Origin of the sequence: Salegentibacter sp. T436, assembly GCF_001932675.1 — a bacterium.
Taxonomy (GTDB): domain Bacteria; phylum Bacteroidota; class Bacteroidia; order Flavobacteriales; family Flavobacteriaceae; genus Salegentibacter; species Salegentibacter agarivorans.
Map to the genome: position 1 here is coordinate 2,133,770 of NZ_CP012872.1, position 13,929 is coordinate 2,147,698.

General features: G+C 37.1%; 14 protein-coding genes. 4 read left to right on the forward strand and 10 right to left on the reverse strand.

The genetic code is table 11. The features are described from left to right. Positions 1-72: 72 nt before the first annotated feature. Entirely contained in the window at positions 73-462 is a 390-nt protein-coding gene (locus tag AO058_RS09495) for a DUF1573 domain-containing protein (protein ID WP_075326224.1), read from the reverse strand. Between the two features lie 137 nt (positions 463-599). On the opposite strand from AO058_RS09495, the gene AO058_RS09500 reads away from it, so the two are divergent. Continuing rightward, positions 600-3,230, forward strand: coding sequence for a valine--tRNA ligase (locus tag AO058_RS09500; protein WP_075326225.1), 2,631 nt, complete (start codon positions 600-602; stop codon positions 3,228-3,230). A gap of 26 nt (positions 3,231-3,256) precedes the next feature. Here the strand turns inward: AO058_RS09500 and AO058_RS09505 are convergent, their stop codons facing one another. The 6 genes from AO058_RS09505 to rsfS form a co-directional block, all read right to left on the reverse strand. Continuing rightward, positions 3,257-3,550, reverse strand: a complete 294-nt coding sequence (locus AO058_RS09505; RefSeq protein WP_232228816.1) for an acyl-CoA-binding protein — start codon at positions 3,548-3,550, stop codon at positions 3,257-3,259. Further along, positions 3,543-4,199: a phosphatidylserine decarboxylase family protein gene (locus AO058_RS09510; protein WP_075326227.1), complete on the reverse strand. Its 657-nt coding sequence runs from the start codon at positions 4,197-4,199 to the stop codon at positions 3,543-3,545. Before AO058_RS09510 ends, AO058_RS09505 begins: the two co-directional genes overlap by 8 nt. Further along, positions 4,189-4,992, reverse strand: a complete 804-nt coding sequence (locus AO058_RS09515; protein ID WP_075326228.1) for a phosphatidate cytidylyltransferase — start codon at positions 4,990-4,992, stop codon at positions 4,189-4,191. The genes AO058_RS09510 and AO058_RS09515 overlap by 11 nt, the downstream gene beginning before the upstream one ends. Before the next feature lie 3 nt (positions 4,993-4,995). Then, on the reverse strand, positions 4,996-5,607 hold the full coding sequence (locus AO058_RS09520) for an LUD domain-containing protein (RefSeq protein ID WP_075326229.1): 612 nt from the start codon (positions 5,605-5,607) through the stop codon (positions 4,996-4,998). A 99-nt stretch (positions 5,608-5,706) separates the two neighbouring features. Continuing rightward, on the reverse strand, positions 5,707-7,776 hold the full coding sequence (gene ftsH, locus AO058_RS09525; protein ID WP_075326230.1) for an ATP-dependent zinc metalloprotease FtsH: 2,070 nt from the start codon (positions 7,774-7,776) through the stop codon (positions 5,707-5,709). A gap of 24 nt (positions 7,777-7,800) precedes the next feature. Further along, the gene (rsfS, locus tag AO058_RS09530; RefSeq protein ID WP_075326231.1) at positions 7,801-8,172 is read right to left on the reverse strand and encodes a ribosome silencing factor; all 372 of its coding nucleotides are present in this window, start codon (positions 8,170-8,172) and stop codon (positions 7,801-7,803) included. Positions 8,173-8,267: 95 nt separating this feature from the next. On the opposite strand from rsfS, the gene AO058_RS09535 reads away from it, so the two are divergent. Next, positions 8,268-8,999, forward strand: a complete 732-nt coding sequence (locus AO058_RS09535) for a biotin--[acetyl-CoA-carboxylase] ligase (RefSeq protein WP_075326232.1) — start codon at positions 8,268-8,270, stop codon at positions 8,997-8,999. A 90-nt stretch (positions 9,000-9,089) separates the two neighbouring features. Here the strand turns inward: AO058_RS09535 and AO058_RS09540 are convergent, their stop codons facing one another. Together AO058_RS09540 and pyrE are read right to left on the reverse strand one after the other, a co-directional pair. Then, positions 9,090-9,482: an SRPBCC family protein gene (locus AO058_RS09540; RefSeq protein WP_075326233.1), complete on the reverse strand. Its 393-nt coding sequence runs from the start codon at positions 9,480-9,482 to the stop codon at positions 9,090-9,092. Further along, on the reverse strand, positions 9,482-10,126 hold the full coding sequence (pyrE, locus tag AO058_RS09545; RefSeq protein WP_075326234.1) for an orotate phosphoribosyltransferase: 645 nt from the start codon (positions 10,124-10,126) through the stop codon (positions 9,482-9,484). The genes AO058_RS09540 and pyrE overlap by 1 nt, the downstream gene beginning before the upstream one ends. 7 nt (positions 10,127-10,133) lie before the next feature. On the opposite strand from pyrE, the gene AO058_RS09550 reads away from it, so the two are divergent. After that, positions 10,134-10,757: an NUDIX hydrolase gene (locus AO058_RS09550; protein ID WP_075326235.1), complete on the forward strand. Its 624-nt coding sequence runs from the start codon at positions 10,134-10,136 to the stop codon at positions 10,755-10,757. Here the strand turns inward: AO058_RS09550 and AO058_RS09555 are convergent. Continuing rightward, the gene (locus AO058_RS09555; protein ID WP_075326236.1) at positions 10,725-12,476 is read right to left on the reverse strand and encodes a M14 family metallopeptidase; all 1,752 of its coding nucleotides are present in this window, start codon (positions 12,474-12,476) and stop codon (positions 10,725-10,727) included. The two genes, AO058_RS09550 and AO058_RS09555, sit on opposite strands and share 33 nt — an antisense overlap. A gap of 156 nt (positions 12,477-12,632) precedes the next feature. Here AO058_RS09555 and AO058_RS09560 point away from each other — a divergent pair, with 156 nt between their 5' ends. Then, positions 12,633-13,919 carry a PQQ-dependent sugar dehydrogenase gene (locus AO058_RS09560; protein ID WP_075326237.1) on the forward strand — a complete coding sequence of 429 codons (1,287 nt, stop codon included), beginning with the start codon at positions 12,633-12,635 and terminating at the stop codon, positions 13,917-13,919. Positions 13,920-13,929 lie beyond the last annotated feature (10 nt).

Consider the following 13,929-nt stretch of genomic DNA (forward strand, 5'->3'; position numbering starts at 1 on the left):
TAGATCCTGAAATAAACTCAGGATGACTTTATAAAAACATTTCAAACGGCTTTTTATTTCTTCATCTTAAAATTAACGGCTGCTATCGTCCTCGATAACTCTACCTTTAATTTTAAGCGATTTTGTGGCTTCTTCGGCATTAGAATAAACGGTAACCGTTTTTCTAATTGGGCCCACAAGTTGAGTGTTATATTTTACCTGGATTTCGCCGGTTTCTCCCGGTTGAATTGGTTCTTCTGGTTTCTTTGGAATTGTACACCCACAACTTGAAGTTACATTGGCAATAACCAATGGAACATTCCCCGTATTGGTGAATTCAAAAACGCGAACACCGTCACTTCCTTTTTTTATTTCGCCATAATCAATAGTTTCACTCTTGAATTCTATTTTGGCTGTTTCCTGCGCCATTGCTGTGCCTAACCCGGCAACAACAAAAATGGCAATTGCGATTAACTTTTTCATAATTTCTGGTTTTTAATAAACGAAAGGTAAAGATAAGTTGAAATGACGTACACTCAAAATTATATTCAAATCAACTTCTTTTATAATCCTTAAGTTATAATTACTTTTGCCTTTATTTTTCAAAAACCAGACCAAATATGGCGATTGCTTCCCAATACGATTCAAAAAAAGTAGAAGATAAATGGTATAACTACTGGATGGAAAACAAGTATTTTCATTCTGAAGTAGATGAGCGTGAGCCTTACACCATTGTAATACCGCCGCCAAACGTGACCGGGGTTTTACACATGGGCCATATGCTGAATAATACCATTCAGGATGTTTTGGTGAGACGCGCCAGGTTAAAGGGCTTCAACGCTTGCTGGGTGCCGGGAACAGATCACGCTTCTATTGCAACTGAAGCTAAAGTAGTGGCAAAATTAAAGGCTGAAGGAATTGATAAAAACGATCTTAGCCGTGAGGAATTTCTACAACACGCGTGGGATTGGACGCATAAGCACGGTGGTATTATCCTAGAGCAATTAAAAAAGCTGGGCGCATCCTGTGATTGGGACCGAACCAAGTTTACGATGGATGATAATATGTCAGCCTCTGTAATTAAGGTTTTTGTAGATCTATATGAAAAAGGTCTTATCTACCGCGGTTACCGAATGGTAAACTGGGATCCCGTAGCGAAAACCACACTTTCTGACGAAGAAGTGATTCATATTGAAAAGCAGGGAAATCTTCATTATTTAAATTATAAAGTAGAAGGCAGTGATGATGTTTTAACTATTGCTACCACACGTCCTGAAACTATTCTTGGTGATACTGCGATTTGTATCAATCCAAACGATGAACGTTTTACACATTTAAAAGGGAAAAAAGCAATAGTGCCAATTTGCAACCGTGTAATTCCAATTATTGAAGATGAATATGTAGATGTGGAATTTGGTACCGGGTGTTTAAAAGTAACGCCGGCACACGATGAGAACGATAAAATGCTTGGAGATAAGCATAACCTGGAGGTAATTGATATTCTTAATGATGATGCCAGCCTAAATGCCCACGGAATGCATTATGAAGGCAAAGACAGGTTCCAGGCCAGAAAAGAAATTGTAGAAGAATTAAAAGAAATGGGTGTGCTTACCAAAACTGAAGAGCACATTAATAAAGTAGGAACCAGCGAGCGTACCGGTGCGGTAATAGAACCAAAACTTAGCGATCAATGGTTTTTAAAAATGAAGGAGCTGGCTAAACCGGCAATTGATGCCGTGGTTGGCGATGAAATTAACCTGGTGCCAGATAAATTTCTGAATACCTACAAGCACTGGATGGAAAATGTGCGGGACTGGAATATCTCACGTCAGCTTTTGTGGGGGCAACAGATTCCCGCTTATTTCTACGGAAGTGGAAAAGAAGATTTTGTAGTTGCTGAAACTGCTGAAGAAGCCCTGGAAAAAGCAAGAGAAAAGTCAGAGAATGCTGATCTAAAGGCTGAAGAATTAATTCAGGATAAAGATGCACTGGATACCTGGTTTTCTTCCTGGTTATGGCCAATGAGCGTTTTTAACGGTATTCTGGAGCCAGAAAATGAAGAAATTAAATATTACTACCCTACCAACGATCTTGTTACCGCCCCCGAAATTTTATTTTTCTGGGTAGCACGTATGATTATGGCAGGCTATGAATATAGAGGTGAGCGTCCTTTTAAAAATGTCTATCTCACGGGAATTGTACGGGACAAGCAACGTAGAAAAATGTCTAAGTCGCTGGGGAATTCACCAGATCCGCTGGGACTAATTGAACAATATGGCGCCGATGGCGTTAGGGTAGGAATGCTATTGAGTTCTCCTGCCGGGAACGATTTAATGTTCGAGGAAGACCTATGTAAGCAAGGAAGTGCTTTTTCAAATAAGATATGGAATGCCTTCAGGCTGGTAAAAGGCTGGGAAGTTTCCGAAGAAAAAGAGCAGGACGAAACATCTAAAATCGCGATAGACTGGTACACAGCCAGGTTTAGAAAAACGCTTGTAGAAATTGAAGACCATTACTCTAAATACAGAATGAGTGATGCTTTAATGAGCACTTACAAATTAATTTGGGACGATTACTGTTCCTGGTTTCTTGAAATGGTAAAACCCGCTTACGGGCAGCCTATAGATGTAAAAACATATAAAGCGGTAATAGAAATTTTAGAAGATAATTTAAAGATTCTTCATCCTTTTATGCCGTTTGTAACCGAAGAGATTTGGCATGAAATTACCGAAAGAAAAGCATCTGAAGCTTTAATTATCGCAAAATGGCCTGAGCTTAAAGATTTCAATGAAGAAATAATCAATGAGTTTACTTTGGCTTCAGAAGTTATTGCGGGAATTAGAAAAATAAGGAAAGAGAAGAATATTTCATTCAAAAATACCATAGATCTTATGGTGATGAATAATGAAAAAGCTTCAGAATTATTTGATCCCGTAATCTTGAAAATGGGAAATATAGACGCTTTTAGCTATGTAGATAAGCAGGTTGAAGGTGCACTTTCATTCCGTGTAAAATCTAATGAATATTTTATTCCAATTGCCGGTTCAATAGATGTGGAAGCTGAAATTGAAAAACTGGAAGAAGAATTAAAATACAATCAAGGCTTTTTGAATTCCGTGGAAAAGAAACTTTCTAATGAGCGTTTTGTAAATAACGCCCCGGAAAAAGTGGTTGCTATAGAAAAAGCGAAAAAGGCAGATGCTGAAGCTAAAATTGAAGCGATTAAAGCCAGCTTAAAAAGTTTAAAATAAAATTAAGGGAGATTTTGGCGAGGTAGCTATGGGGTTACTTCGCCAATATGTTCTTCTACAAGTTCTACATATTTTTCGCGAGCTTCCTGCTTGCTTAAATTTTTCACCTGTAATAAAGCGTTTATTTTAAAAGCATTTCTAAGATCCCCTTCGTTGGTAGGCGGGACGTAAAATCCGTTTACCTGAGTGGCTTTCTTGTAATAGGCGTAGAAATGAAGCATAACATCTGGCGCAAATTTTTGCGTGGTTTTGCTGGCCATATCATAGGCTTTTAAAAATTTTTCATCTGTTGTTTCAGGCATAACGTACTGCTTATTCATCAATTTTGGCTATTACACTTAGCCCACCTTTTACCTTCTGGTTAAGTTTCACCGAAATTGGTGTGTTTAAAGGTAGAAACACATCTACCCGAGAACCGAATTTTATAAATCCGCTGTCACTGCCCTGGATTACTTCATTTCCAACTTCAGCATAGTTTACAATTCTTTTTGCCATTGCTCCGGCAATTTGCCGGTATAAAACTTCGCCGGCAATATCATTTTCAACCACTACCGTTGTTCTCTCATTCTCTTCACTGGATTTTGGATGCCAGGCCACTAAAAATTTCCCGGGGTGATATTTACTGTATTTTACTTTTCCACCAATTGGATGCCTGGTTACGTGCACATTTATTGGTGACATAAAAATAGAAACCTGCAAACGTTTGTCTTTAAAGTATTCTTTCTCTTCTACTTCTTCAATGGCCACTACTTTTCCGTCTACCGGAGCAACGACGTGAGCATCGTTTAAAAGTGTATTCCGTTTTGGGTTTCTAAAAAATTGAATAATTAGAAAAAACAGTATTATGGTGGCTACCAGGATAGCAAATTTTATCCAGTATGTATTTATTAACGAATAAGATACCACGTTTATTGCAATAAGCAGCAAAGCTGCCCACGCCATTATTTTATAACCTTCTTTATGAAACATAATCTAGAATATATAGATAAGCATATACAAATGGACTCGAAAAAATAATACTGTCTAATCTGTCAAACAAGCCGCCGTGTCCTGGCATTAAGGTGCCGCTATCTTTCACACCGGCCTGCCGTTTAAATTTTGATTGAATAAGATCTCCAAGAGTTCCAAAAACACTAAGTATTATGGCCATTCCCAGCCAGATAGGGAAGGTGAGGAACTGGGTGTAATAAAATATAAAAAAACTGGCTACACCACTAAAAATAACTCCGCCCAGAAAACCTTCTACAGTTTTATTGGGAGAAATACGTTCAAAGAGTTTTTTGCTTCCAAAATTCTTACCAACAATATAAGCAAAAGTATCATTAGTCCAAATCAGGATAAAAATACCTACTACCAATTTTGGAATAAAAACGCCTTCTATGGTTGGAATTAGCGTGAGAAAAATTACCGAAGAAATTAGGTAAAAAATAATAATGATATACTTCTTCTTTTCAAAAACAGGTATTTTTCTTACTACCAGTAAATCTTTTACAAGAAATAAGTTTACGAATATGGTAATAAAGAGCAACAGGATTGTAGCATCCTGATTAAATTTTAAATAGCTGAAAAGATAAAAAAGTAAAGCTTGTACACCATAAAGTGCATAGCTTTTTAAATGCAGAAGTTTTTGCATTTCTATAAGACAAACTAGTCCTAAAAGATAAAATAAGCTGATAAAAATTAATTCTGAAGAAAGTATAGAAGCCACCAATATGGATACGTACAACAATCCTGAAATAGTTCTAATAATAGCTTCCCTCATGTGTTATAAATCTTCCAGCAGGAGCAAATATAGGTTTTTTGTACTACTTCCATAGCTCATAAAATCACCTTCTTTCTGCGTTTCAAAATTTTTGATGGTAGTAATATTAGAAGGAATTCGCTGTTTGTTTCTAAATTTAATGCCGCGAAGGCCTTCGCCAATTGTATCTATTAACTGGCTTGTAGAAGAAATAATAACAAAATTATCGGGTAAATCGTTGAGTTTGCATTCTTTAATCTGGTTAGAAGAAATAAGTATAGAACCATCGTTTGCTACCAGGTACTCACAGGTAGAAAGAAAGAATGGAGCCGAACCAGACCTGGTAAAACTAAGGTTGAAACCTTTAAATTTATCCTGAAGATTGGGATCAAGACAAAAACATTCTTTTTCGTACCAATCGTTTTCCAGTAAAATATTATCAAAAGCTTCTTGCATCTCTTTATTGTCTTCACAATAGAGAAATTTACCCCCATTATTTTTAAAATTGAGCATAAAGCGCTCATCAGTAGGGAGTTTTACCTCTGGCATGTATTTTCCCCGCTCAGCTTTTTCAGGAGATTCCTGTTTTTTGTCTGATTTAGATTTAGGGTTAAGAAATCTTCTAAATAGACTCATAGAGTTTTGGGTGTGGTTCTCAACGTCATTTTAACCAAAGGTAAAAAATCTTAATTTAACACTTAGATAAATTAAGATTTTTTAAACCGTGGTTGTGAACTATTTATTAACTGAATTATTTTCAGTTATCGTGTTCTCTTCAGAATCACTTCCGGGGGTGGGATTTTGTTCTTCGGTTTCAGCGGCTTTTTCTTCGATTTTAGGAGTTTCTTCTTTCTTTCCTAAAACTTCAGTTTTTTCCTTGTCCTTATCATAAGGTCTTTTTCCGAAGATAGTTTCCAAATCATCTTTAAAGATTACCTCTTTATCAAGAAGAATATCGGCTAACTGTCCCAGTTTATCTTTATGTTTGGTAAGTAGATCTATGGCTCGCTGATATTGGGTTTCAATTAAATTTGAAATCTCTTTATCAATAAGCTCAGATGTACTTTCACTATATGGCTTGGTGAAATTATATTCACTCTGGCCAGAAGAATCGTAATAAGTAAGGTTTCCAACTTTATCGTTCAACCCATAAATAGTAACCATTGCTTTAGCTTGTTTAGTTACTTTTTCAAGATCACTTAAAGCTCCGGTTGAAATTTTATCAAAAACCACTTTCTCTGCGGCACGTCCACCCAGGGCAGCACACATTTCATCCAGCATTTGCTCTGGTCTTACAATAAGACGTTCTTCAGGCAAATACCAGGCGGCACCAAGTGATTGTCCACGCGGAACAATAGTTACCTTTACCAGTGGCGCAGCATGCTCTAACATCCAGCTTACAGTCGCGTGACCGGCTTCGTGGTAGGCAATTGCTTTCTTCTCGTCTGGAGTAATTATTTTATTCTTTTTCTCAAGTCCTCCCACTATACGGTCTACCGCATCAAGAAAATCCTGTTTTCCTACCGCTTTATTGCCTTTACGTGCAGCGATAAGTGCAGCTTCGTTACAAACATTGGCAATATCAGCTCCAGAGAATCCCGGAGTTTGTTTTGCTAAAAATTCAGTATCAAGTTCTTCGGCTACTTTTTTAAGTGGCTTTAAGTGAACTTCAAAAATTTCTTTTCTTTCATTTAAATCTGGAAGATCAACATAAATTTGTCGGTCAAATCTTCCAGCACGCATTAGCGCTTTATCCAGTACATCGGCACGGTTGGTTGCGGCAACTACAATAACGTTAGTATTGGTTCCAAAACCATCCATTTCTGTTAATAGCTGGTTTAAGGTATTTTCACGTTCATCGTTAGAACCCGAGAAATTACTTTTTCCTCTGGCACGTCCAATAGCATCAATTTCATCAATAAAAATGATGGAAGGTGATTTCTCCTTGGCTTGCTTAAATAAGTCACGAACCCTTGAAGCACCAACTCCTACAAACATTTCTACGAAATCTGATCCAGAAAGTGAGAAAAAAGGCACTTTAGCTTCTCCTGCAACTGCTTTTGCCAACAAGGTTTTACCGGTTCCCGGAGGTCCTACAAGTAGAGCTCCTTTAGGAATTTTACCACCTAGCGAAGTATATTTCTCTGGATGTTTAAGGAAATCTACTATCTCCTGAACTTCTTCTTTTGCGCCTTCCAACCCGGCAACATCTTTAAAAGAAGTTTTTACATCGGTATTTTGGTCAAATAATTTTGCTTTTGATTTACCAATATTGAAAATCTGGCCTCCCGCACCGCCACCGGCACCAGAGCTCATTTTTTTCATTATAAAAATCCAAACACCAATAATGAGGATAAAGGGTAATAATGCCCAGAAAATCTCGCTCATTACGTTACTTTGCGTATCGTAAACAACAGTGGTATCTAAATTATTTTCAGCTTTTATTTCCTTGATATCGTCTTCAAGGTTTTGCAAATCACCAAACTCAAAACTATAAGCCGGAGTTTCACCACCGGTGTTAAAAAGTTCGGGATCGTTAGCTTGCCTATGTATATCTTTTTGTGCTGCCTCTTCGGTTAGATAAACCTTAGCTTGTTTTCGGTTTACAATCTCTACCTTTTTTACATCACCGTCTCTAAGGTAAGATAGAAATTCAGCCGGGTTGGTTTGCGCTGGTTCACTAAAACCGCCTCCACTAAAGAAATTGATTCCTATAAATATAATAATTATAGCGGCATAGATCCAGTAAGCATTAAACTTAGGCTTCTTGGGATCTGTATTTTTTTTGGGTTGCTGTTTCGCCATTCTTGGTAATTCTAAATTAAATAATTAGTAATTGGTTTCTATGGAAGTGATTTTAGCATCACCCCAAAGACTTTCAATATCGTAAAACTCTCTAATATGCTTCTGGAAAACGTGAACAACCACGTTTACATAATCTAAAAGTACCCACTCTGCATTTTCTCCGCCTTCTACGTGCCAGGGTTTGTCTTTAAGAGCCTTACTTACAGTTTTTTGGATGGAATTCACAATGGCGTTTACCTGTGTGTTGGAAGTCCCGTTGCAAATTATAAAATAATCACATACGGTATTTTCTATTTGCCTAAGGTCAAGAATATCAATGTCGTTACCTTTTACTTCTTCAATTCCTTTAATTATATGCGCAATAAGTTGATCGTTGTTCGCTTCTTTTTTTGCCATTAAAATTAATTATTTTCGCAAAGTTATTACTTTTTAGCTGTTTATAGGCTTAGTTTACATAACATTTAACGCCCGTTTCATTTCTTACTATTACTATGCGTATAATCAAAGTTAATGCCACCAATTCTACTAACGAATTTGCCCGGGAGCTCTACCGGGGCAATACCTCTTTTGAGTCTATATGTGTAGTGGCCCAAGAGCAAACCAAAGGCCGCGGCCAACGCGGGTCTGGTTGGGTTTCAAATGCAGGGGAAAACCTTACTTTTAGCGTTTTATATCCAAAAATAAAAGTTGGGGTAAACCATCAGTTTTTAATGAGCGCCACCGTTTCACTGGCAATTATTGAAGTGTTAAACAAATTTAATGTGCCTGCCTTAAAGGTAAAATGGCCTAACGACATAATGTCAGCACGCTATAAAATTAGCGGAATTCTTATTGAAAACATCCTGAAAAATAATGAAATAGTAGCTTCTATAATTGGAGTTGGATTAAATGTGAATCAAACTGAATTTCCCGGCCTTCCACAGGCTTCTTCCTTAAAATTAGTCACTGGGAATAATTTTAACCTGGATGAATTATTAAAAAGAATTACCGATGAATTTGAAGATAAATTAACTCAAATTAATGCTGATACTGAAGCCTCAATTTTAGAAAAATATGCCAGGAATATGTTTAGGCGGGATTTGGTATCTACCTTTCAACTGCCAGATGACACTTATCTCACGGGAATTATTCGCGGTGTCACCACTTCAGGTAGGTTGAATTTGGAAATAGAAGATTCGGTTTTTAAAACCTTTGATTTAAAAGAAATTAAACTGATGTATTAAAAAAACTGTTTGAAGGCTTTATTTCCGTCAACCTGAACTTGTTTCAGGTTCTAAGTCGAATAAAAAAACATTCAAACAGCCTTTTAAAATTTATAGCTTCCCAATATTTTCAGCTAAAGTATTTATGAATTTGGTTAATGGTTTTTTCACCATCATCGCCATCATCGCATTAAATTCACCATTAAATTCCATCTTCACTTCACTTTGATTTTCGTTTAAAGCTTCGATATGCGCTTTTAATTTAAAATCAAATTTATCTGATGTAGAACCTAATACAACCAATTCTGGCTCTATGGTTTCCTGGATTTCTAATTTTATAACGGGCATTCCTTTAAGGCCAAAAACAAAAGTTTTCTCATCTCTAACTTCAAATACTTCCTTGCTCTCAGGCATTAATTGTTCATAATTCTCAACCTTGGTCAAAAAATTGAACATTTCCTGCTGACTTTTATCTGCAGTAACTTTTGGGCTTTCTATATCCATTATTTATTTTTCCAGTTTGCGGGATCCTGACGCCATTCTCTTAAAATACCGGCTTCAGTTGCATTAATATAATTGGTGCGTTGTGCAGTTTCCAATAAAAAATCATAATCGCTAAGCGTATGTAATTCTATTCCTTCTTTTTCAAAATTTTCATCGGCAGTTTTAAAACCGTAAGTAAAAATGGCAAGCATACCTTTTACATTAGCTTTGGCTTCTTTTAGAGCTTTTACCGCGTTTAAACTACTGTTTCCGGTACTAATTAAGTCTTCAATTACCACCACGGTTTGGCCCTCAGAGAGATTTCCTTCAATCTGGTTTTTTCGTCCGTGGCTTTTAGCTTCTGGGCGAACATAGATAAACGGAAGACTTAAAATCTCGGCTACCAACATCCCAATACCAATGGCGCCTGTTGCTACCGCTGCAATAACATCAGGTTTTCCATAAAGCTCTTCAATTTGGCGTGCAAACTGTTCCCTTATGTGATTTCTAATTGGCGGATAGGAGAGAACTATTCGGTTATCGCAGTATATTGGCGATTTCCAACCGCTGGCCCATGTAAATGGTTCTTGTGCATCTAATTTTATTGCTTTAATTTGCAATAACAGTTCAGCAGTTGTTCTGGCTGTTTCTTTATTTAAAATCATACTGCAAATGTATAAAGTTTTTGTAAATGATATTCCCTTAATTCTCTCTACAAAGAAAGATTTAGGTGAAAACTATGTATCACTGCCAATTAAGAAGGTTAGAATTAAGCGGATAATTAAAAAGATTACTAAAGGTGAACTGCTTTATGTGAATCTTTACCACGAAAAAGAAGAAAAACTATTAAAACATTTGTTTAAAAAGTTACGCGTGGTTACCGCCGCCGGCGGAATGGTTTTAAACGATAAAGATGAAATTCTTTTTATCTACCGAAAAAAACGTTGGGATCTTCCAAAAGGTAAGACTGAAAAAAACGAAACTATAGAAGCTTCTGCGATAAGAGAAGTGGAAGAAGAAACGGGGGTTGAAGGTTTAAAAGTGACTAAATTTCTACAGAAAACTTACCATATATTTAAACGAAAAGGACGTTACAGGCTTAAAGTTACCCATTGGTACGAGATGCGTACTTCTTATGATGGAGAATTGAGGCCCGAAACCAAAGAAGGAATTGAAAAAGCAAAATGGAAAGATTTGAAGAAAAGCCAAAAGGCCCTTCAAAAATCTTATGCAAATATTAAACTTCTTTTTTCTGAAAAATATTTAACGAGGCATTCTGAAGATAGGGTAGCGTAAATGCGCCGTTTCATAATGTTTAGATTGTTTATGCAACCAGTCTAATTGGTAGTAAGAGTTGTTTGAAAATTCTGCGTCATTACGTTTCTTTTCTTCAAAACGTTCTTTTAAGTCGGGATTTTTATCAAGCATTTTTTTAGCGACATCTTCAAAAACATAAGGTGAAAACCCTTCTTTTTGCTGCAGAACGGTATCAAAGAAATTCCAGTTAAAGAAAGAATCCGGCGCTTCTGGCTCTAAAGTTTCAATTAAATAGCGCGCACCTTCCTGAAAGGTTTTAACCACAAAATCTCCTTTTCTAAACCTTACTGAATCCATCTTTTTAGAAACTTTGGTTTCACTATGCATATAATGGCCTTCATAAGCCTGATCTCTGGTTTTAAAATCTTCTATTTTATAAGTTTCAACATATAAAGTGGTATCGCTTTGTAGTGGTTCCAGTTTAATTTTGTTCAGCTTTAAAAGATCGGTGAGTTGCCACCATCCTTGCGGAACAATATAAGCCCGGGGAATTTCAATAGTGTCTTCAGCAATAAAATTATTATAGTAGTCTATTTCTTTGGTAAAAGGTTTTTTGCTGTCATACTTTAAACGTTCGCCACCGGTAACTTCACTGGCAATCATTTCACCTTCGTAACCTTTAAAACTGCGCCGGCTGGGATTTTCCGTATCAGGTTTAAAATTTATAGGATACCAGCGATCTGTGAGATATTTCCTGGAGGCCCGGTTGCGAATATCTTTCATGCGTTCCCTGTCATTTTCAGCAATGCCAATCATACTGCGAATCAGCTCATATGTTCCTCTTACACGTTTTGGATAAGGTTTTAGCATATGTGTTTCTACCATCATTCCAATGGTGTTCCAAAGCGTGGTATAACCTGTAGAATAACGAGCATGATCGTTGAACTGCGAGAATCCTTCTTCAGGTACTTCATTAAAAACATTCACATAAGGCGTAATATCCCAGTCTTTTTTAGCTAATGAATCCTCTAACGCAGGCATAATTTGTTCATCTAAATAAGCACCAAGCTCGCCGCCAAGTTTATTATGTTGAGTAAAAAGATGGGTGAGGGTGTATTGATAATCGGCGCCATTACTTACATGATTGTCAATAAAGATATCGGGTTTTACGTGGTGAAAAATCTCGTAAAAGCTTCGGGTGTTTCGGGTATCGGCTTTTATAAAATCCCGGTTTAGGTCGTAGTTTCTCGCATTTCCTCTAAAACCGTATTCAGCAGGACCATTTTGATTGGTTCGGCTGGTAGAATTTCGGTTTAAAGCGCCACCTATATTATAAACAGGAATTGTTGCTAAAACGGTATTTGTTGGAGTTTTAATAGAATCTCCCGCCAGATCCCTAAAGAGCATCATCGTTGCATCTATCCCATCACTTTCCCCCGGGTGAATTCCATTATTTATTAGAATTATACTATTTTCTTCTCTTAATTCTTCAAAATCAAAATCTTCATTTGGGCTGTAAATGGCAAGATGAAGCGGTTCGCCACTGTCAGTTTTTCCGAATTCTTCCAGGCTTATTTTGCCAGAGCTTTCAGCAAGTTGGGTGTAAAAATCAATAATTTCGTCATACGTACCGGTTTCTTTACCACCACTTTTTTCAAAACGGGTTTCAAGATCATAATCGGTAACTAATTGATATTTTTCTAAATCGCAGGAAATCAGCGAAAGTAGCCCCACACTCAAAACGAGAATTTTTTTCATAGTATCCTTTGCAATTGAAAGTATAAACTTAACTAAAACGTGCCTAGCCACCAAAAAACTTGGACTAATTGGCGTTTGTTAAAGTAAACCTAATCTGCTTTAAAAACTTTTCAGCCGAAATATTAAAAGCTAATTTTAAACTAAAATGCTGAAATTATGAAAAAGCTTACTACAATTATAGGCCTTTCTCTTTCCTGCTGCTTAGCCATTCCGGCCCAGGCTCAGGTAAATACAGACCTTAGTGAAGAGAAGAAAAAAGAACTGTCGCAACAACCTGCAGACGTAGTAGAAACTGCAATTGGCGAACTTAGGTTAGTGCCACCTTTTTCTTCAGAATCTGTTACTAAAGAGAGTGAAGTTATTGGCTGGGGAGATAAAAAACCACAGGCGCCCGCGGGATTTAAAGTGACGATGTTTGCAGAAAACTTAAAGCATCCGCGTAGAACTTATATCGCACCTAACGGTGATATTTTTGTTGTTGAATCTAATACAAAAAACAGCGCCGACAGGATTATCTTAATTCGTGATAAAGATAGTGATGGTAATCCAGATTATCAGGATGTATTTTTGGATGACTTAAATCAACCTTACGGAATGTTAGTTTTAGATAATTATTTCTACGTTGCCAATACCGACGGACTTTACCGATATCCATATACTGAAGGGGATATGAAAATTGAAGCTGAAGGAGAGAAAATTCTTAGTCTTCCTGCAGGTGGGTATAATAATCACTGGACGCGTAATTTACTCGCTAATGAAGATGGAAGTAAAATTTATGTGTCCGTAGGTTCTGCCAGTAACGTGGGTGAATACGGAATGGATAAAGAAGAAAGACGTGCCGCAATTCTGGAAATTAATACCGACGGAAGTGGGGAGAAAATTTATGCTTCAGGATTAAGAAATCCTGTTGGAATGGACTGGAACCCGGTAACTGGGGAACTTTGGGCTGCCGTAAATGAACGAGACAAAATTGGAAATAATCTAGTGCCAGATTATATTACTAGCGTAAAAGAAGGCGGCTGGTATGGCTGGCCTTATTCTTATTTTGGGCAAATTCAGGATCCTCGCTGGGCCGATGATCCACATATGGAGTTGGTGAAAAAAACTATTGTACCAGATGTACCCGTGGGACCACATACCGCATCTTTAGGATTGGCATTTTACACCAAAGATAAATTCCCTGAAAAATATAAAAACGGTGCTTTTGTAGGGCAGCATGGTTCCTGGAACCGGGCCGTTTTCTCCGGTTACAAAATTATTTTTGTGCCTTTTGATGAAAATGGAAAACCAGGCCAGCCCGAAGATTTTCTTACCGGATTTATAGCTGATGAAGCAGAAAGTAAAGTCCACGGGAGACCTGTAGGAGTTACAGTTACTCCAGACGGAGCTCTTTTGGTAAATGATGACGATGCAAATGTAATCTGGAAAGTTTCAGCTGAATAAAATATAAAAT